Source organism: Paenibacillus sp. FSL H7-0323 (genome assembly GCF_038002725.1).
Classification (GTDB): domain Bacteria; phylum Bacillota; class Bacilli; order Paenibacillales; family Paenibacillaceae; genus Paenibacillus_AQ; species Paenibacillus_AQ odorifer.
This window is the reverse complement of record NZ_JBBODB010000001.1, coordinates 2,161,057-2,180,557: the sequence shown is the minus strand read 5'-3', so window position 1 is coordinate 2,180,557 and position 19,501 is coordinate 2,161,057. Positions and strand designations below refer to the sequence as shown.

19 protein-coding genes are annotated in these 19,501 nt (G+C 44.1%); all 19 read left to right on the top strand.

Annotated elements, in window-relative coordinates; all coding sequences use genetic code 11:
- Positions 1-20: 20 nt before the first annotated feature.
- The 19 genes from MHH89_RS09865 to MHH89_RS09775 all read left to right on the top strand — a co-directional run bounded on the left by MHH89_RS09865 (position 21) and on the right by MHH89_RS09775 (position 19,429).
- Entirely contained in the window at positions 21-482 is a 462-nt protein-coding gene (locus MHH89_RS09865; protein ID WP_036688501.1) for a chemotaxis protein CheW, read from the top strand.
- 36 nt (positions 483-518) lie between these two features.
- Positions 519-1,112, top strand: coding sequence for a chemotaxis protein CheC (locus MHH89_RS09860; RefSeq protein ID WP_282579874.1), 594 nt, complete (start codon positions 519-521; stop codon positions 1,110-1,112).
- Entirely contained in the window at positions 1,105-1,602 is a 498-nt protein-coding gene (locus MHH89_RS09855; RefSeq protein ID WP_036688499.1) for a chemotaxis protein CheD, read from the top strand. Before MHH89_RS09860 ends, MHH89_RS09855 begins: the two co-directional genes overlap by 8 nt.
- A gap of 2 nt (positions 1,603-1,604) precedes the next feature.
- On the top strand, positions 1,605-2,015 hold the full coding sequence (locus MHH89_RS09850; protein WP_370510671.1) for a hypothetical protein: 411 nt from the start codon (positions 1,605-1,607) through the stop codon (positions 2,013-2,015).
- A gap of 90 nt (positions 2,016-2,105) precedes the next feature.
- Positions 2,106-2,894 carry a FliA/WhiG family RNA polymerase sigma factor gene (locus MHH89_RS09845; protein ID WP_076127824.1) on the top strand — a complete coding sequence of 263 codons (789 nt, stop codon included), beginning with the start codon at positions 2,106-2,108 and terminating at the stop codon, positions 2,892-2,894.
- A 29-nt stretch (positions 2,895-2,923) separates the two neighbouring features.
- Entirely contained in the window at positions 2,924-4,327 is a 1,404-nt protein-coding gene (locus MHH89_RS09840) for a DUF342 domain-containing protein (RefSeq protein ID WP_036688497.1), read from the top strand.
- 51 nt (positions 4,328-4,378) lie between these two features.
- On the top strand, positions 4,379-4,693 hold the full coding sequence (locus MHH89_RS09835; protein WP_076127826.1) for a hypothetical protein: 315 nt from the start codon (positions 4,379-4,381) through the stop codon (positions 4,691-4,693).
- 49 nt (positions 4,694-4,742) lie between these two features.
- Positions 4,743-5,321, top strand: a complete 579-nt coding sequence (locus MHH89_RS09830) for a hypothetical protein (protein WP_076127828.1) — start codon at positions 4,743-4,745, stop codon at positions 5,319-5,321.
- Positions 5,318-5,974: an endolytic transglycosylase MltG gene (locus tag MHH89_RS09825; RefSeq protein WP_076127830.1), complete on the top strand. Its 657-nt coding sequence runs from the start codon at positions 5,318-5,320 to the stop codon at positions 5,972-5,974. Before MHH89_RS09830 ends, MHH89_RS09825 begins: the two co-directional genes overlap by 4 nt.
- Before the next feature lie 161 nt (positions 5,975-6,135).
- The gene (gene rpsB, locus MHH89_RS09820) at positions 6,136-6,837 is read left to right on the top strand and encodes a 30S ribosomal protein S2 (protein WP_036688493.1); all 702 of its coding nucleotides are present in this window, start codon (positions 6,136-6,138) and stop codon (positions 6,835-6,837) included.
- A 132-nt stretch (positions 6,838-6,969) separates the two neighbouring features.
- Positions 6,970-7,620, top strand: a complete 651-nt coding sequence (tsf, locus tag MHH89_RS09815; protein ID WP_036688492.1) for a translation elongation factor Ts — start codon at positions 6,970-6,972, stop codon at positions 7,618-7,620.
- A 102-nt stretch (positions 7,621-7,722) separates the two neighbouring features.
- Entirely contained in the window at positions 7,723-8,451 is a 729-nt protein-coding gene (gene pyrH / locus MHH89_RS09810) for a UMP kinase (RefSeq protein ID WP_036688491.1), read from the top strand.
- On the top strand, positions 8,451-9,005 hold the full coding sequence (frr, locus tag MHH89_RS09805) for a ribosome recycling factor (protein ID WP_076127832.1): 555 nt from the start codon (positions 8,451-8,453) through the stop codon (positions 9,003-9,005). The genes pyrH and frr overlap by 1 nt, the downstream gene beginning before the upstream one ends.
- A 78-nt stretch (positions 9,006-9,083) precedes the next feature.
- Positions 9,084-9,851, top strand: a complete 768-nt coding sequence (locus MHH89_RS09800; protein ID WP_076127834.1) for an isoprenyl transferase — start codon at positions 9,084-9,086, stop codon at positions 9,849-9,851.
- Between the two features lie 20 nt (positions 9,852-9,871).
- A complete protein-coding gene (locus tag MHH89_RS09795; protein ID WP_076127836.1) occupies positions 9,872-10,675 on the top strand; it encodes a phosphatidate cytidylyltransferase in 804 nt (267 codons plus the stop codon).
- A 23-nt stretch (positions 10,676-10,698) separates the two neighbouring features.
- Positions 10,699-11,838, top strand: a complete 1,140-nt coding sequence (locus MHH89_RS09790; RefSeq protein ID WP_076127837.1) for a 1-deoxy-D-xylulose-5-phosphate reductoisomerase — start codon at positions 10,699-10,701, stop codon at positions 11,836-11,838.
- 247 nt (positions 11,839-12,085) lie between these two features.
- Positions 12,086-13,360, top strand: a complete 1,275-nt coding sequence (gene rseP / locus MHH89_RS09785; RefSeq protein WP_076127839.1) for an RIP metalloprotease RseP — start codon at positions 12,086-12,088, stop codon at positions 13,358-13,360.
- A 25-nt stretch (positions 13,361-13,385) separates the two neighbouring features.
- Positions 13,386-14,834: a proline--tRNA ligase gene (gene proS / locus MHH89_RS09780; RefSeq protein ID WP_036688477.1), complete on the top strand. Its 1,449-nt coding sequence runs from the start codon at positions 13,386-13,388 to the stop codon at positions 14,832-14,834.
- A 266-nt stretch (positions 14,835-15,100) separates the two neighbouring features.
- Positions 15,101-19,429 carry a PolC-type DNA polymerase III gene (locus MHH89_RS09775; RefSeq protein WP_076127841.1) on the top strand — a complete coding sequence of 1,443 codons (4,329 nt, stop codon included), beginning with the start codon at positions 15,101-15,103 and terminating at the stop codon, positions 19,427-19,429.
- The last annotated feature ends 72 nt before the right edge of the window (positions 19,430-19,501 follow it).

Genomic DNA, 19,501 nt, shown 5'->3' with positions numbered 1-19,501 from the left:
AGAACAGGGAGGTTCATTCCATGGCTGAAGATATTAAAGTGATAGTGTTTAAATTAGGCGTAGAGGAATATGGAATTGAAGTTGAAAAGGTACAAACTATTGAGCGCATGATGCCCATTACTCGTGTACCTAAGACCTATTCATTTATCAAAGGTGTAATTAATTTACGTGGGGTTGTTATTCCTGTAATTGATCTACGGGGCCGTTTCGGCATCGAAGAGGCTGAACACACCGATCAGACAAGAATCATCATCGTGTCTGTTAATGAAATGGAAGTAGGCTTCATTGTAGACTCTGCAAATGATGTTATAGATTTGAACAGAGATTCTATTGATACACCTCCTGATGTTGTTGGCGGCATCAAGGCAAAGTATTTGGATGGGGTGGCCAAGATTGGAGACGAGCGCTTACTGATTATGCTTAACTTGTCAGAAGTGCTTAACAAAAGCGAAATCGTTCAATTAGAAAGCCTAGAGGGCTAACCTGTGGAACTATTTAAGCACTATAAAGATTTCAAAATGGATGTGCTTAAGGAAGTTGGGAACATTGGAGCTGGAAATGCAGCCACCGCATTATCACAGCTCTTGAATAAGCCGATAGATATGGCTGTTCCTAAGGTACAGCTCCTTAACTTTGAAGAAATAACAGATAAAGTTGGCGGAGCCGAAGAACTTGTATATGCGGTGTTTCTACGTGTGGAGGGTGAAGCTCCAGGTAACCTGTTTTTCATTCTGTCACCAGAAGCGGCTATGAACTTACTTAGTCGTATTGCGGGCATTGAGCTATCGAGTAATGAAGAGCTTGGAGAAATGGAGCTCTCTGCACTAAGCGAAATTGGCAATATTTTGGCAGGATCGTATCTTTCTTCTCTAGCAGATTTCACCGCACTTTCTATGTATCCAACGGTGCCGGCCCTTGCTATGGACATGGCTGGCGCTATCCTTAGCTACGGTCTGCTGCAATTCGGGCAGATGGGGGACGATGCATTGTTGATCGACACTACCTTCTTCGAAGGGAAAAACGAAATTGAAGGGCAATTTTTCCTTATTCCCGATCCGGAATCATTCCCGAAAATCTTCAAATCGCTAGGAGTTCCTTTTGAAAATGATTGAAGAACAAAGCATTATTAAAGTAGGGATGGCGGATCTTAACGTGGGTAGCCAAGACAGTTTAATTCGTACCACAGGTCTTGGCTCCTGCGTGGGATTAACATTGTTTGACCCTGGAAAAAAGCTTGCAGGGATGGCGCATGTAATGCTCCCATCATCTGAGATTGCTAGGGAAGGGCAGTTAAACATCGCTAAGTTTGCAGATACTGCAGTGCCGGAGCTCTTATCCCGTCTGCTAGAGCTTGGGGCGGTTCGGAGCCGGATCGTAGCCAAGATGGCCGGAGGTTCACAAATGTTTGCCTTTGCCGGGGGGAGCGACACCATGAGGATCGGGCCTCGTAATGTTGAATCTTGTAAACTAGCACTTGAAAATTTAAAAATTCCGTTAATCGCAGAAGACACAGGCGGCAATTATGGCCGTACGATAGAAATAGCCTGCAACACTGGTATATTGTTTATTCGCAGTGTGCAAAAAGGCGCTAAGGAACTATAATTATGAATATGATTGGAAACATTTTGATAAACTTGGTGTCGGGTTTGGTAGGTTTCATATTTACCTTTTTTGTAACCTACAGTAACAATGTATTGGGTACTAGTTTATTAAGAAGCCTAATTGCATTTATCATCTGGTTTCTGCTTGCTTTCCTCGTAAGATGGGTATTGGGTTTTATTATGATTCAAACATCGCCTCCGGATGAAGTGGATACTGGTGGTGAAGAACTTGGGGCGAAGCTGGATATCAGCACGCCTAATGAGGATGAAGAATTAATCAATCTACTAAAACCGAAGCCAGGACAAGGAAACGAAAATAGCGAGGGATTTAAGCCTCTTACACCTCCTAAGCTAGTTTCGATGAAGGATCCTGAAGAATTGGCCAAGGCCGTTCGTCACCTGAAAGAAGAATAAGTGAGGGCTGAGGCGGAATCGGTGATCTTATTGGAAGGTACATTTCGCCGCGAATGCTCGCTGACTAAACTTTGGGAAGGGTGAAAGCTATTGAACGAGCGTAAAGCTTCTCAATTGGAAACTGACGAGCTATGGGAACAGTGGAAAGAACACAGAGACCCTGATGCCAAAAAGAAGCTGATAGAGAGTTATCTCCATATTGTTGATTATGTATCCAGTCGTTTGGCTGTGGGATTACCCAAAAATGTATCCAAAGATGATTTAGCCAGTAATGGGGTTATGGGACTAATTGATGCGATTGAGAAATTCGACTACAAACGAGGATTGCAATTTCAGACCTATGCGTCCTGGCGTGTGCGTGGTGCGATATTAGATTCATTACGCCAAAGTGATTGGGTACCTAGATCCGTTAGGGAAAAAGCTAAAAAAATTGAGGACGCTTATCAGCAGCTGGAGCAGAAGCACTTAAGGTCAGTTAGTGACGAGGAAATGAGCCAATACCTTAATATTAGTGAACTGGAATTTCAAAATATGTTGCAGGATGTGGCTGTGATGTCACTTTGTTCACTGGAAGACCCGATTCGTGAAGAGGAATCAGAGACCCGAATGTCCATACTGGTGGACGATAAAGCTAAGAATCCGGATAGCAAGGTAAATGAATTCTACTTGCGCGAAGCGCTCACCAAAGGTATTGAGAAATTAACGGTGAAAGAAAGGACCGTTGTGTCCCTTTTATATTATGAAGATTTATCTTTAAGTGAGATTGCTGAGGTCATGTCGTTATCTCCTTCAAGAATTTCGCAGTTGCATTCCAAAGCTATTTTGCGGCTGAGGGGAACGCTCGAGAAGAACCGTGATCTCCTTATGCAGAACGATTAACCGTTAGCGGTGACAAGGGGGAGCAAAATTTGATCGGTCAATATGCTTTGAATCAGTACTTGAGTATAACTTTTTCGGAGGACAAAGGAATCGCGTATTTGCAGTTCTCCAAAAAGGATGAGAATTTTTCCTGCTCATCTACAGAACTGGAAGCCTTCCTGCACAGTCACAATATTCGCTACGGTATCAAGAGTGATGTTGTCGAACGTATTAGTAGTCATCCTGAGGAGTTTTTTTGGAGTAAAGTTCCGATTGCTGCAGGTTATCCTGCTGTGCATGGCACGGATGGACGAGTTATGCTTACAGTTGATCTGGAAGAGGACCGCAAACCGCTTGAGAAAGCGGATGGTAAGGTCGACTACAAGGACTTGGTCCGGCTTCGTAATGTGCTTAAAGGAAAGTTAATAGCTAAAATTATCCCTGCCCAGCCTGGAAAGTTAGGGATGACTGTAACTGGTGATGAGCTTGCTTTCAAGGCTGGAAAGGAAGCTCATTTTAAAATCGGGAAAAATGTACTCATTGATAACGATGGCACTTCGATGTACGCAGCGATTGATGGACTGGTCACGTTAACTGATAACGGGAAAATCAATGTGTTTCCTGTATATGAAGTGAATGGTGATGTCGATTACGGCACTGGAAATATTGATTTTGTAGGTACAGTCGTCATACGTGGGAATGTCCTTTCAGGCTTCACTGTAAAGTCTGCCGGTGATATTCGGGTTGTAGGCGGCGTTGAAGGTGCAGAGTTAATCTCTGGGGGCTCCATTGAAATTACTGGTGGAATTATCGGATATAACAAAGGCCAAGTTACCGCTGGAAAAAGTGTGAAGGTTTCTTTCATTCAAGATGGAAACGTAACCGCTGGTGAAGATGTAATTGTTTCTCAGAGTATTATGCACTCCAATATACGTGCTGGTAGAGATGTTATCTGTAACGGCTCTAAAGGTTTGATAGTGGGTGGAATCGTTCAGTCTGGAGAAAGAGTTGTAGCAAGAACTATAGGTAACACCATGTCCACTGCGACTGTGATTGAGGTAGGCGTGGTTCCAGAGCTTAGAAATGAGATTAACGAACTTCGTCAAGAGCTGCGGCAGCTGCTGGAGAACGAGGATAAAACCTCTAAAGCTTTGTATCTATTAAATCAATTGGCTACTAACGGTCAGCTCCCTGCGGATAAAGTGGCGCTTCGCGTCAAATTAAATGCTACTAAACAATCCCATCAACGTGAAGAAAAAAGAATTAAAGAACGAGTGCTAGAGATAGAAAGAATGTTAGAAGATACAGGTAGAGCGAGAGTTGAGGTTATCAAAACCATTTATGGCGGTTCAAAGATCATGATCGGCAGATATACCCGATTTGTTAAGGATGCTACGGAGCGGGTTGTGTTTATTTACAGTGATGGGGATATATCTTTAACGCCGTACAATTAATCGGGCGGGCAGCATTTGCGGCCGGCCATTACTTGTGAGAGAAGGGTTAAGATGAGCCTAAAACCGGTGGAACTGCAAATTGCTTTGCCTCGCACCACGGAGGCGGGTAAGCTTCAGAATGAATCTCAGCAACGTCCTGCTATCGACCAACATCAATTGGCTGGGCAAAATGTAAAACAAAGTCAGGAATTGGCCATGCGGAGCACTGAAGTGGATGAGTCTTCTGAATCAGCTTTACGGGATGGCGGTGGAAAAGGCAATCAGCATTCAGGTGGCAATTCTTCGTCAGATAAACATTCGAACCCGCCTGCAACCCGTGATGCTGAGCATCCTTACAAAGGCCAACGCATTGATCTAAGTCTTTAATAAGAATCTACACGAATCTACATCTGATATGTAAAAGGAGATAAGGCACTTGCAACCATGGGTTTATATTGTGCTAGTAGGTGTCGCCGCTATTCTTTATGCCCTTTTACTTCCCGCACGTGTAAAGGAAGGAAAAGCTAATCAGCAAAGCCTCAAAGATACAGAGGCTGCGCTTGAGCTATATATGGCAGACATAGAGCGCGAGAATGAGGAACTGGTACAATTAGTTAGTAGTATTAAACAACAATCGCAAACTAATCATAATGTACTGCAGGGACAGGTTAATGAATTACAGAGTCAAGTGGTAGAGTTGCAGAACAGCTCTTTAAAGCTAGAAGCACGAGTGGCCGAGGAAGAAAAGAGTTTGAAAGAACTTGCAGTGTCGGTTGAACAAGGTTCGAAGGTTAAAGTTGGTGTAAACGAAGATCCGTCTCTCCCAGCAGAGATGAGTTCAGTGTCGCCAGATGTGAAAGCGAAACCTATTAGTTCGATAAAATTACGTTACCCAAGATTGTTTGAACTGCATGAGCAGGGCAAATCGATAGACTCCATTGCCAAGACAGCTGGACTTCAGCGAGGGGAAGTGCAACTGATTCTGCAACTTGCCAAACAGGAGGAATCGGTATGATTAAGAACCGTTCATTCTTGTTCGGGCTAGGCACAGGACTAATTACTGGCGCTTTATTACTTCAATTAATGATCTCCGGTGGAGCGGCTCCACTTACCAAAGAACAAGTTCTACAGGGTGCGGAGAAACTGAATATGAAAGTCATCGATGAAGCTGCAGTACCTTCCTCAGGGGAAACTGAGAATGATAATAAAGAGGAAGTCACAGAGACCGGGGGGGCGACAGCAGAAAGCAAGGAGAACGTCAGCCCCTCTGCGCCGGCTGCTGCAGCCTCCCCCACGCCGGCAGTGTCACCTACAACGCCTGAGAGCTCTGATAAAGCCATTGCGCCGAACAAGCCATCTACGCCTACTAACGGCAAGGTTGAGCAGCCAAAGGTCACTCCAAAGGCCAGTGCCGCTCCAACCGCTGTAGCTCCTGTAACGCCTAAAGTCACAGCAAATGCTAGTGTTTCTGTTCGAATTCCATCTGGCAGCACATTGACCGCAACAACAGATATTTTAGCGAAGGCTGGCGTCATTAAAGATAAGTCTACTTTTCTAGAGGCTGCAAACAAACGTAAGATTAATACCAAAATTCAATCCGGTTCTTATAGCTTTAATAAGGGAGAAAGTATTGACTCGATAATAGAGAAATTAATAACTTTAAAGTGATCGTTGCATACACTGAGATAATATGGTATAGTAATTGACGGTGTTAAAACACACGCCGGTTGATTTCGACAAGGGGTGCTTTCTTCTGAAGAAAGTCTTGCTGAAAGATGACGCATGGCGGAGGAGACACACAATAAACCAAACTTAGGAGGTGTGTGAAGATGGCAGTAATCTCCATGAAACAGCTTCTAGAAGCTGGGGTACACTTCGGTCACCAGACTCGTCGTTGGAACCCAAAGATGGATCGTTATATCTTCACTGAAAGAAACGGAATTTACATTATTGACTTGCAAAAAACAGTCAAAAAGGTAGAGGAAGCTTACAACTTTGTAAAAAGCGTCGCTGGTGACAACGGCACAATCCTATTCGTAGGAACAAAGAAACAAGCTCAAGATTCCGTAAAAGAAGAAGCAGAACGTTCCGGTATGTTCTTCATTAACCAACGTTGGTTGGGCGGAACTCTTACCAACTTCCAAACTATCCAAAAGCGTATTGATCGCTTGAAGAAATTGGAATCTTGGGAAGAAGACGGTACTTTTGAAGTACTACCTAAGAAAGAAGTTATCCTTCTTCGCAAAGAGAAAGATCGTCTTGAAAAATTCTTGGGCGGTATCAAGAACATGAAAGGTCTTCCAAGCGCGCTGTTCATCATTGACCCGCGTAAAGAGCGTATTGCAGTTGCAGAAGCTCGCAAATTGGGTATTCCAATCGTAGCTATCGTTGATACTAACTGTGATCCAGACGAAATCGACTACGTAATTCCAGGTAACGACGACGCTATCCGCGCTGTTAAATTGTTGACTGGTAAAATGGCAGACGCTGTTGTTGAAGCTCACCAAGGCGAAGACACAACTACTGCTTAAGTAGCGACTAACACATACAAGAACTTAAATGAAAAGGGTGGTTGGCAGGTGGATAACCTCTCACTGCCCTTTTTTTAGGATAAAGGCCTTGAATAATGTAAGAAAACGACAATTACCTGGAGGGAATAAACAATGGCAGTTGATGCAAAAGCAGTAAAAGAACTTCGTGAAAGAACAGGCGCTGGTATGCTTGATTGTAAAAAAGCGCTTGAAGAAGCTAATAACGATATCACTAAAGCAGCAGAATTGCTTCGTGAAAAAGGTCTGTCCGCAGCAGCGAACAAAGCAGGACGTATTGCTACTGAAGGCGTTGTAGAATCTTACATCCACGCTGGCGGCCGTATTGGTGTACTTGTAGAAATCAACTGCGAAACTGACTTTGTTGGTAAAACAGATTCCTTCAAGGAATTTGCTCGCGATATCGCTATGCAAATCGCTGCAGCAAACCCGCGTTATGTTCGTCGTGAAGAAGTTCCACAAGAAGATGTTGAAAAAGAAAAAGAAATCCTGAAAGCTCAAGCTTTGAACGAAGGTAAGCCTGAGAAAATCATTGAAAAAATGGTTGAAGGACGTATTGGTAAATATTACGAAGAATATTGCTTGCTTGAGCAAACTTTCGTTAAAGACCCTGACAAAACAATCTCCCAATTGTTGAATGAAAAAATCAGCACCATCGGAGAAAACATCTCGATCCGTCGTTTTGCTCGTTTTGAACTAGGCGAAGGTTTGGAAAAGAAAGTGGATAACTTTGTTGAAGAAGTTATGGCACAAGTTAATCAATAATAGTTTCATCATAAATGTGAAGAATTGAATAAAGGCAAGTATCAGAAGAGCGGAACACGTACACGTAGTGTTCCGTCTTTTGCAGAAAGTGAGGGTATACATTTGGAACAGCCGGTATTTAAGAGAGTAGTCCTTAAGGTAAGTGGAGAGTCTTTGGCAGGACAAAACGGATATGGTATTGATGCCGACATGATTATTTCCATCGCTGAACAGATCAAGGAAGTTGTAGAACTTGGCGTTCAGGTTGCGATTGTTTGTGGCGGGGGGAACATTTGGCGCGGGATCGCGGGCAGCGCAAGCGGCATAGATCGCGCTACTGCAGATTATATGGGCATGCTGGCAACAGTAATGAACTCACTTGCACTGCAGGATGCATTGGAGCAAATCGATGTGCCAACAAGAGTACAGACTTCAATCTCGATGCAGCAAATTGCTGAACCATACATTCGTCGTCGTGCGATTCGCCACTTGGAGAAGGGCCGTGTTGTTATTTTTGCAGCAGGCACAGGTAACCCATTCTTCTCAACAGATACTACTGCAGCACTTAGAGCGGCAGAGATCGAAGCAGAAGTTATTCTGATGGCGAAAAATAAGGTTGATGGAGTATATTCTGCTGATCCGTTCAAAGATAGTACCGCTGAGAAATTCGAACAGCTTACTTATATGGATGTTCTGAACAAAAACCTCGGTGTTATGGATTCAACAGCTTCATCTTTATGCATGGATAACAATATACCGCTCATTGTATTTGCCATTACAGAACAAGGCAATATCAAACGTGTCGTTCTCGGTGAGAAGATCGGAACGATTGTTAAAGGGAGTGTAGATTAATGCCACAATCGGTCAAAAAAAATGCTGAAGAGCGTATGGAAAAAGCGATTTCATCGCTGAAACGTGACTTGGCGACATTACGTGCAGGACGTGCAACAACATCGCTTCTCGATCGTATTCAAGTTGAATATTACGGGGCACCTACTCCAATTAATCAGCTGGCCAACATTAGTACTCCGGATTCCCGGACACTGTTGATTCAGCCGTGGGACAAAACATCGATGTCTGATATTGAACGGGCGATCATGAAATCCGATATCGGATTGACACCTGCCAATGACGGCACCATTATTCGTCTTTCTATCCCTCCGCTGACTGAAGAGCGTCGGACGGACTTGGTTAAGCTGACTAAAAAGTTTGGTGAAGAAGCGAAAGTTGCGATCCGCAACATTCGCCGTGATGCCAACGATGATATTAAAAAGATGGAGAAAAACGGTATCTCTGAAGATGAGTCCCGTGGCCATCAGGAAGACATTCAAAAAACAACGGATAAGTTCATAGCCGAAGTTGACAAAGTGCTTGTTTCCAAAGAAAAAGAGATTATGGAAGTTTAATGATATTCAAGAGACTTAAGGCCCCTCCGTTAATGGTGGGGTTTGTCTCTTTCTGATAAGAGCTTGGAGGAAACGGAAATGATCAAACGGATTCAAGCGTGGCTGAGCCGTAAAGACAGGCAACAGTCAGTCGAGATTTCACCGGATAACATTCCCCGGCATGTGGCTGTGATAATGGATGGTAATGGACGCTGGGCTAAACGGCGCGGCTTACCGCGCGTTATGGGTCATCAGAACGGCATGAAGGCTGTCAAACGTGCTACGATCGCTGCAGACGAATTAGGTATTAAATACTTAACGATGTATGCGTTCTCGACAGAAAACTGGATACGCCCGAAAGAAGAAGTCGATTACTTGATGCGTTTGCCTGGGGAGTTTCTGGCGATTGAGCTTGATGAGCTAATCGAGAAGAATGTTCAAGTACGCATGATGGGTGACGCTGACGCTTTACCTTCATATACCCGTAAGGCTATGGAAGAGGCGGTAGCTCGAACAAAAGAGAATACTGGATTGATCTTAAATTTTGCTCTTAACTATGGTGGACGCAATGAAATAGAAGGCTGTATGCGCAGTTTAGGGAAAGATATCCAAGCTGGTATATTGTCGCCAGAAGAAATTACATCAGAGTTGATTAACAACAGACTATTAACTGCTGGTTTACCCGATCCTGATTTGCTGATACGTACAAGCGGAGAAATTCGGCTTAGCAATTTTATGTTATGGCAGGTTGCCTATAGTGAACTGTGGTTTACTGATGTGTACTGGCCTGAGTTCGACAAAGAGCATTTGCATCAGGCCGTTGCTGAATATCAACGACGAACACGCCGTTATGGTGGACTGAAGTAGCTTGTTAGGAGATGGAACCTTTGAAGCAGCGATTGATTACCGGAATTGTTGCCGGAGTATTATTTTTAGGGTTATGTGTACTGGGAAACTGGCCGTATCAGGTTCTGCTTATTGCTATGGCTCTTATAGGTTTTTATGAATTTGTCAAAATGATAGGTATTCCTACGCTTTCCGGTACTACTGTTCTGGGTTACGCAGCTATTCTAAGCTTCATGATCCCATGGAATTTGCTTGGTGTTAATGAGCCGTTGTCCTGGGAGCAAGGGATTTGGATTCTGCTGTTATTGTTCCTTCTGGTCACCGTTTTTACTAAAAATAAATTAGATATTCGAGTAACAGCCTTGCTGTTTACTGGCATTGTATACATTGGAATGGGCTTCTCTTATATGGCCGTGGCTCGTGCATCGGATGACGGACATGGTTTGTTCTGGACTTTTTTGCTCCTGTTCTGCATTTGGGGCAGTGATGCGGGGGCATATTTTGTAGGCAGAAGCTTTGGCAAGAATAAGCTCTGGCCGGCCATCAGTCCTAACAAAACGGTGGAAGGTGCTGTTGGCGGGGTACTGATCTCGATGCTTATTTCTATCGTGTTTGCGCTGCTTGCTCCTGAACACTTGACGATAGGACGAGCATTGCTTATTGGGCTTTCTTGTGCGATATTAGGACAGCTTGGAGATCTTGTGCAGTCAGCTTATAAACGTGCGTATGGCATTAAAGACTCAGGTACACTTTTGCCAGGGCATGGCGGTATTCTTGATCGATGTGACAGCTGGATTATCGTATTTCCATTCGTACATATTGTAATGCTTATGCCTTACTATTAAACGAAGGGAGAGAGAGTATAACTATGAAAAAAATAAGTGTTCTAGGTTCGACGGGTTCGATCGGCACTCAGACTCTAGATGTCATCGCAATGCACCCAGACTCTTTTGAAGTAGATGGCTTGGCGGCCGGAACAAATACAGCATTATTACTGGAGCAAGTTCGTCGTTTTAACCCGCGTAGAGTCTCTGTGGCAACGAAAGAGCTGGCAGATGAGATTAGATCCAGCCTACCTTCTGGTATAGAGCTTTACAGCGGGAATGAAGGGCTTGTTGAAGTGGCGGCTGGCGGCGATGCCGAAATGGTCGTAACGGCTGTTATGGGAAGCGTAGGGCTTCAATCAACACTAGCGGCAATTGAAGCTGGCAAACATATTGGACTCGCCAATAAGGAGACATTAGTAACGGCCGGACATTTGGTCACTGATCTTGCTAATCGTAAGGGAGTTAAGCTGTTGCCGATTGATAGTGAGCATTCAGCTATTTATCAATGTCTCAATGGCGAGAACATCTCAGATATTGCCTATATTACTTTAACAGCATCCGGCGGCTCATTCCGTGACTTTACGCGTGATCAGCTTAAGGATGTGACGGTAGAAGATGCGCTTCGTCATCCGAATTGGAGCATGGGCGCGAAAATAACGATAGATTCTGCTACAATGGTGAACAAGGGCCTAGAGGTTATTGAAGCGCATTGGTTATTCGGTCTTCCGTATGAACAAGTGAATGTGCTGCTGCACCCGGAGAGCATCATTCACTCTTATGTTGAATTCCGTGATAGCAGTATTATTGCCCAGCTTGGCAATCCCGATATGCGTGTCCCGATTCAATATGCACTTACTTATCCAGCTCGTTGGGAATCTCCGGCACAGCGTTTGTCGTTAGCAGAGATAGGACGTTTGACCTTCCGTGAAATGGACTTTGAACGTTACCCTGCACTGAAGCTAGCGATAGATTGTGGAAAAGCTGGTGGAACAGCGACTACGGCTTTTAATGCTGCGAACGAAATAGCTGTTGCTCGATTCTTGAGTCATGAGATCTCGTTCCTGCGTATTGAGGAGATTATCGGAGAAGTGCTAGATCGTCATAATAACGAGCATAATCCGAATCTGGAACAAATTGAATCCTGTGATAGACGTGTTCGAGAACTGGCAGCTACGCTGTAGAACGTTGAAAGATCTCCTTTTAGAAATATAAGAAAGTATAAGTTTCACTTTATACAGTATCCTTATATTTCTCGCGTAAACGCGTACCGACTCCTTAAGGGACACCGATGGTGTTATTGCTTGACTGGAAATACTTACTTTGCCCTAAAAATAGGTTGGGACAGTTGATTCTCTTGTGCCTGATCGGAGAATAATGATAAATTAAGAGGACATACTTCGGTCTTACACCTAAAGGGGGATGATACGTTTGGAAATGGTTCAGGTCGTTTTTTTAACGGTGCTCATGTTTTTTGTACTTGTGACTGTACACGAATGGGGTCACTATTATTTTGCCAAACGCGCCGGTATTCTCGTGAGGGAATTTGCTATCGGTTTCGGTCCGAAACTGTTTTCTTATAAACGGAATGAGACTCAGTTCACTCTTCGCTTACTGCCTTTTGGCGGTTATGCCCGTATGGCTGGTGAAGATCCTGAGATTGTCGAGATTGGTTCTGGACAGACCATTGCGGTAAGGCTCGGACAAGACAATAAAGTTAAAAACATTTATCTGGATGCACTAGACACCCGTAGAAATGTTATCCGTGGTGAGGCGTTGAATACCGATCTCGAGGATAAATTGCAGATTACCTTAGATGTGGACGGAGAAGTTACTACTTATGATGTTCATCCGCAAGCGATGATGATTAAAGGAACGCAACAGACACAAATTGCACCTAAAGATCGTCAATTCGGCAGCAAGACCGTGGGTCAGCGTGCGTTGGCTATTGTTGCGGGTCCTGTGATGAACTTTCTGTTAGCCTTTGTACTCTTCGCCATCCATTTGCAAATGGTCGGTATTCAAGTTGAAAATCCTACTTTTGTTAAGATTGGCGACGTCTCCGAAGGAATGCCTGCGCAAGAAGCAGGACTCCAAAAGGGCGACATCATTGTCTCCATCAATGGTGAGAAGATCGGTGCTGATTACCAAAAAATGATTAGCTTGACCTCGGAGTCCAAAGGGAAAGAAATGAACTGGACGCTGCAGCGGGGAGAGGAAACCCTTAACGTTACGCTAGTTCCTCGTAGTATGGAAGGGCAAGAAGGCGGTAAAATAGGCATCACTCCTGAGCTGCCTACTCGTAAAGCTGGTTTTGGCGAGACGATAACAGGTTCAGGAAAAGCTATGGTCGATACGACAGAAGCTATCTTTTTGGGCTTTAAACAATTGATCAATAAATTCAATATGGATGATATTGGAGGTCCGGTTCGTACGTTTGAAGTAACCGGTCAAATTGCTCAACAAGGTATTCAGTATCTTACATACTGGGCCGCTATTTTGAGTCTATATCTGGGGATATTTAACCTCTTGCCGATTCCGGCACTCGATGGAAGCCGTCTGGCATTCCTAGGTGTAGAGGCACTGCGTGGCAAACCTGTGGATCCGGGTCATGAAGGCATGGTTCACTTTGTAGGTTTTGCACTGCTATTTTTATTAATGATTGCTGTTACGTATAATGATATTTTACGTTTGATCAGCGGCTAATTTTCTTCGGGAGGCATTCCATTACATGGCAAAAGATAAACAATTCGTTACGGAAATCACGCCGCAAAGCGAGGATTTCTCACGCTGGTATATTGATGTTATTAAAAAAGGAGACTTGATGGATTACTCTCCTGTTCGTGGCTGTATTGTATTTAAGCCAGAAGGCTATGAAATATGGGAGCATATTCAGGAGGAAATGAACCGTCGACTCAAGGAAACTGGGCATCGAAACGCTTATTTTCCAGTGTTCATTCCAGAGAGTTTCTTTCAGAAGGAAAAGGATCACATTGAAGGCTTTAATCCAGAGCTGCCATGGGTAACAGAAGCGGGTGGTGACGTACTTGAGGAACGTCTCGCAGTTCGTCCTACTTCAGAGACCATGTTCGGCCACATGTACTCCAAATGGATTCAATCTTATCGTGACCTTCCTGTACTTATCAATCAATGGGCGAACGTGGTTCGTTGGGAGAAACGTACATTGCCATTTATCCGCACTACTGAGTTTCTTTGGCAAGAAGGGCATACCGCGCATGAGAATGAAGCGGAAGCTCGTGAAGAAACTATGCGGATGCTGGATAACTACCGTGATTTTGTCGAGACCTATCTTGCCATTCCGGTTATTACCGGACAAAAGACACCTTCCGAGCGTTTTGCCGGTGCGGTAGATACGTATTCTATTGAAGCGATGATGAAGGATGGACGCGCTGTTCAGGCTGCTACTTCACATTACCTTGGCACCAAGTTTGCCACAGCTTTTGAGATTCAATATTTAAGCCGTGACAATAATTTGGAGTATGTACACACTACTTCATGGGGCTCAACCACTCGCTTGATTGGCTCCTTGATTATGGTACATGGAGATGACCGCGGTCTTGTTCTGCCGCCTAAGGTAGCTCCAACGCAAGTTATTATGATTCCTATCGGACCTCCTAAGACCCGCGAAGCTGTGATTGGGCGGACGGACGAGCTGTTTAAGGAATTGAAGAATGCTGGCGTTCGTGTACGTGTAGATGATCGTTCAGATGTTACCCCAGGCTGGAAGTTTAATGAATATGAAATGCGTGGAGTGCCAGTACGTTTGGAGCTTGGACCACGCGATATGGAGAATGGCGTCTGCGTTCTCGTCTCACGTGTCACTGGTGAGAAGAAGGTTATTCAACAGGAAAACCTCGTAGAAGAGGTTCAAACAATGCTTGAACAGGTTCACAATGAAATGTTCGAACGTGCGCTGAAATTCCGTGAGGACCATTTCTATTCTGTAGATTCCTTGGAGGAAATGAAAGCTTCGATGGACGAAAAACGTGGATTTGCTCTAGCGGGATGGTGTGGTTCCGAAGAATGCGAGTCCAAAGTTAAGGAAGAGACAGGTGCGGGTAGCCGCAATATTCCTTTTGATCCAGCGGAGACTAAGCAAGTCTGCATATGCTGTGGCCAACCAGCCAAGCATACTGTGGTTTTTGCAAAGGCATATTAATCTTTAGGCACCGATCAACAGTCTTGTAGTATTTTAATTTAGCTTCTGGCGAGAGGAGTCGGCGGGCCGTAAGAACCCAATGCTTTTTGAACCCAGAAGCTTTTTAAAATATAAGAATTTATAGGTTTTCACTATAAATTCTTATATTTTTACGAGAAACAGTTGTCGTCTTTAAAAGTCGACTACATCGTTTCTTCTTATCATATTGTACTTTCACTGTATATCATGGATAGTTTTAACTGGGTTATTAAAGGTGGGAGGAAAGCATGGAACAAAACCAGGAGAGAAGAAAAAGGTTCGAGCTCTTGATGAAGCAGGGTGAAATTCCACCTGCAATCATGGACCCCTACTTTTTGGATGGGTATATAGAACGTGTTGAGATCAGTCGTGGCAACCGGGACTGGCAAATCGTTATAGCGAAAGATAGTCTGGTTCCAGCACAGGTATATCGGACATTTTGCCTTAGAATGCGGGAGAAGCTACAGCATATAGCTAAAGTAAGCTTTTTGTTCCTATATGATGAGAAGGTTAGCAGAGCGGAGCTTGTCCAGGAATATTGGGGACTGTTTCTGGAGTGGGTACATCGGGAGATTCCATCGGTAAACGGCTGGCTGACCCGCTCCTCACAGGAGCTTAAAGAGGATACTTTAATGTTAACGATGAGTGATTCCACTTCGATGGAGTTAGCTCGCAAAAAAAGCATCGATGGAGCAATTATTAAATTTTATGATAAGTATTTCGGTCTCTCCTTAAAGGTTAAATTACTAATGGCGGAGAACGAAAATAATAATGTTGAAGCATTCGAAGAATTTCAGCAAAAGCTTCAGCAAGAACAACGCGAGATCGTTGAGCAGATGATGACTGCTGTGGAAACAGAAGCTCCTGCTGATGATAGCGATCCTAATGAAGTAATTAAGCTTCAAGTGGGGTATGAAATTAAGGAACAGGCCGTGCCGATTCTTGAAATTCAAGATGAAGAGAAGAAAATTACAATTCAGGGTACCATTTTTGGTCTGGATCGTAAGGAGCTTCGCAATGGCAGTACCTTGTTCACTTTCAGTCTGACCGATTTTACGGATTCTCTACAAATGAAGATGTTCGCGAAGACTAAAGATGATCTGAAGGTTATGAGTCAGCTAGCTAATGGCAAATGGGTAAGAGCACGCGGGAAAGTAGAATATGACCGTTTTATGCAGATTCCTGAGCTCGTGATGATCCCTTCGGATTTAACGGAAGTTAAGGCACCGCCTGCGCGTAAAGATACAGCTCCTAAGAAACGGGTGGAATTCCACCTTCACACTACGATGAGTACGATGGATGCGGTCACTCCGATCACTACCTATGTCAAAACAGCTGCCCAGTGGGGGCATCCTGCGATTGCGATTTCTGATCATGGCGGCGTTCAGGCTTTTCCTGATGCAAACCATGCAGCTCATAAGCATAAGATAAAAATGATTTATGGCGTGGAAGCTAATGTTGTAAATGACTCTGTGAATATTGTCGAGAACGCTCAGCCTTTGGACTTGAAGACAGCTACCTATGTAGTGTTTGATATAGAAACCACGGGTTTATCGATTACCCGCAATAATATTACGGAGCTGGCGGCCATTAAAATGTGCGAAGGCAAAGAAGTAGACCGTTATTCTACTTTTGTTAATCCGCATGAGAAAATCCCTTATCATATTCAGCAATTGACCAATATTACGGATGAAATGGTTAAGGATGCTCCTGATCTTGAGCCAGTACTGCGTAAGTTTGTTGAATTTGTGGGTGACAGTATCCTTGTAGCTCATAACGCCAGATTTGATATGGGTTTTATTCAGGCCTCGTTACGTAAAATAGGTGAACCTGTGCTTCCGAATCCATCTCTTGATACGCTTGAGCTCGCGCGGTTACTATATCCAAGCATGAAGAATCACAGGCTGAACACATTAGCCGATAAATATAAAGTTCTTCTGGAAAGCCATCACCGTGCGATTGATGATACCATAGCACTTGGCGGTATATTAACAGGATTGCTCGCAGATGCTGAAAAGATGAAGGGCATGACCCGCCTTGATCGACTAAACGATTATGTGGGTAATGATCTTTCGAACACAAGACCGTTCCACTGTAATATTTATGCACTTAATCAAATAGGCAAAAAAAATCTCTATAAGCTCATTTCCATGTCACATACGGAATATTTCAAACGTGTACCTTGTATTCCAAAATCCAAGCTGGAAGAGCATAGAGATGGACTGCTAGTGATTTCCGGTTGTGAACGTGGAGAGTTTTTTGAAGCAGTACTCAACAAAACGACTGAGGAAGCCATGGAGGTTGCTCATTTTTATGATGTGCTGGAGATTCAGCCATTGACCATGTACATGCACTTGGTGGACAAGGGTTTTGTAGCAGGGCCTGATGAGCTTCGCGATGTAGTCCGGAAGGTTTGCGAAATAGGGGAACAGTTGAATAAACCTGTTATCGCAACGGGGAATGTACATTATCTTGAACCCCGGGACAAGCTGTATCGTGATATTACGATTAATGGGATCACGGGCTTTAGTCCGCTTAAAGACCAACGCAAACCGGATGCACACTTCCGCACAACAGATGAAATGCTGTCTGAATTCGAATTTCTCGGTGCTGAAAAAGCGATGGAAGTCGTTGTCACAAATACAGTTGAGCTGGCGGAGCGTTTTGAAGAACTGGAGCTATTTCCAGATAAGCTATTTACACCAATTATTGACGGGGCGGACGAAGAAATTCGCGAGACCTGCTACAATACTGCCAAATCCATTTACGGTGAAGAGCTGCCTGAGGTAGTTATTGCCCGTTTGGAGAAAGAGCTTGCACCGATTATTAAATACGGGTTCTCTGCCAACTATTTGATTTCTGAACGTCTCGTTAAAAAGTCAAATCAGGATGGGTATCTCGTAGGCTCACGGGGTTCCGTAGGTTCTTCTGTAGTAGCTACATTTCTAGGAATTTCAGAAGTTAATCCTTTGCCTGCGCATTATATTTGCCTAAACCCCGAGTGTCGCCATAATGAATGGTTCCTGGACGGTAGTGTGCGGAGCGGATTCGATTTACCAGATAAAGTCTGCCCGGATTGCGGTCAGAAGCTCAAAGGTGAAGGCCAGGATATTCCGTTCGAGACCTTCCTTGGATTTAAAGGGGATAAAGTCCCCGATATCGACTTGAACTTCTCAGGGGAATATCAGCCGAATGCACATAACTTTACCAAAGAAATGTTTGGTGAGAAAAATGTATTCCGTGCCGGAACGATTGGTACCGTAGCTGAGAAGACAGCCTTCGGATTTGCAAAAAAATACGAAGAACTTCACCAGAAACGTTGGCGTGGAGCTGAAGTTGGCCGTCTGGCGGCTGGCTGTACAGGCGTTAAACGTAGTACGGGACAGCATCCGGGTGGTATAGTCGTTGTTCCAGACTATATGGAGGTAGAAGATATTACGCCAGTACAATTCCCGGCGGATGATGTCAATGCTGAATGGAAGACCACACACTTTGATTATCACGCTTTTGACGCGAATTTGCTGAAGCTTGATATTCTGGGTCATGATGATCCGACGATGATGCGGATGCTTCAGGATTTGACAGGTGTTGATCCAACTTCTATCCCGATGAATGATCCGAAAGTAATGAGCATGTTTAACTCTACAGATGCACTTGGAGTAAGACCTGACGAAATCAGATCACCGGTTGCGACCTATGGTGTGCCCGAAATGGGTACCAAGTTCGTACGTCAAATGCTTATTGAGTCGAAGCCGTCCAGCTTTGCTGACTTACTGCAAATATCAGGTTTGTCTCATGGTACTGGTGTTTGGCTTGGTAACGCTCAAGAGCTTATAAAGAATAACACTTGTAACATTAAGACCGTTATCGGTTGTCGTGATGACATCATGCTCTTCTTAATTTATAAAGCGGGAATGGATGCGAGCTTGGCCTTTAAAATTACCGAGAGTGTTCGTAAAGGTAAAGGTTTGTCTGACGAATGGATCGAGGAAATGAAAAAGTGCAAGGTCCCACAATGGTATATTGATTCTTGTCTAAAGATTCAATACATGTTCCCGAAGGCGCATGCTGCTGCATACGTAATTTCTGCAGTACGTACCGCCTACTTCAAGCTGTATCATCCTATTGAATATTATGCGACTTATTTCTCTGTACGTGCAGCAGATTTTGATATTGAATTGTGCTGTAAGGGGTATGAAGCCATCAGCCGTCAGATCGTAGAGATTGAGCAAAAAGGATTTCAAGCTTTGCCTAAGGAAAAGGCTATGTTGCCTGTCCTTGAGATGGCTTTGGAGATGACGGCACGTGGGTTTACATTCAAAAACATTGATCTTTACCGCTCAGAAGCGAATAAGTTTATTGTTGATGACAAGAGTTTGATTCCTCCGTTTTCTGCTTTAGCGGGAATTGGTGAGAATGCTGCTATCAACATAGCTGCTGCGAAAGATGCTGGCGAGTTCCTGTCAATTGAAGATTTCCAGCAGAAATCAAAGGCAAGTAAGACGGTTATAGAGCTGCTGACCGGCATGGGCTGCTTCCGCGGCTTACCGGAAAGTAATCAACTTTCCCTATTTTAAAGGCTTTATCAACACTTATTTCATGGCTAGAAAAGAGTGCTCCAAAGGGGGAGTCAAGGGCTAGCACTTGTC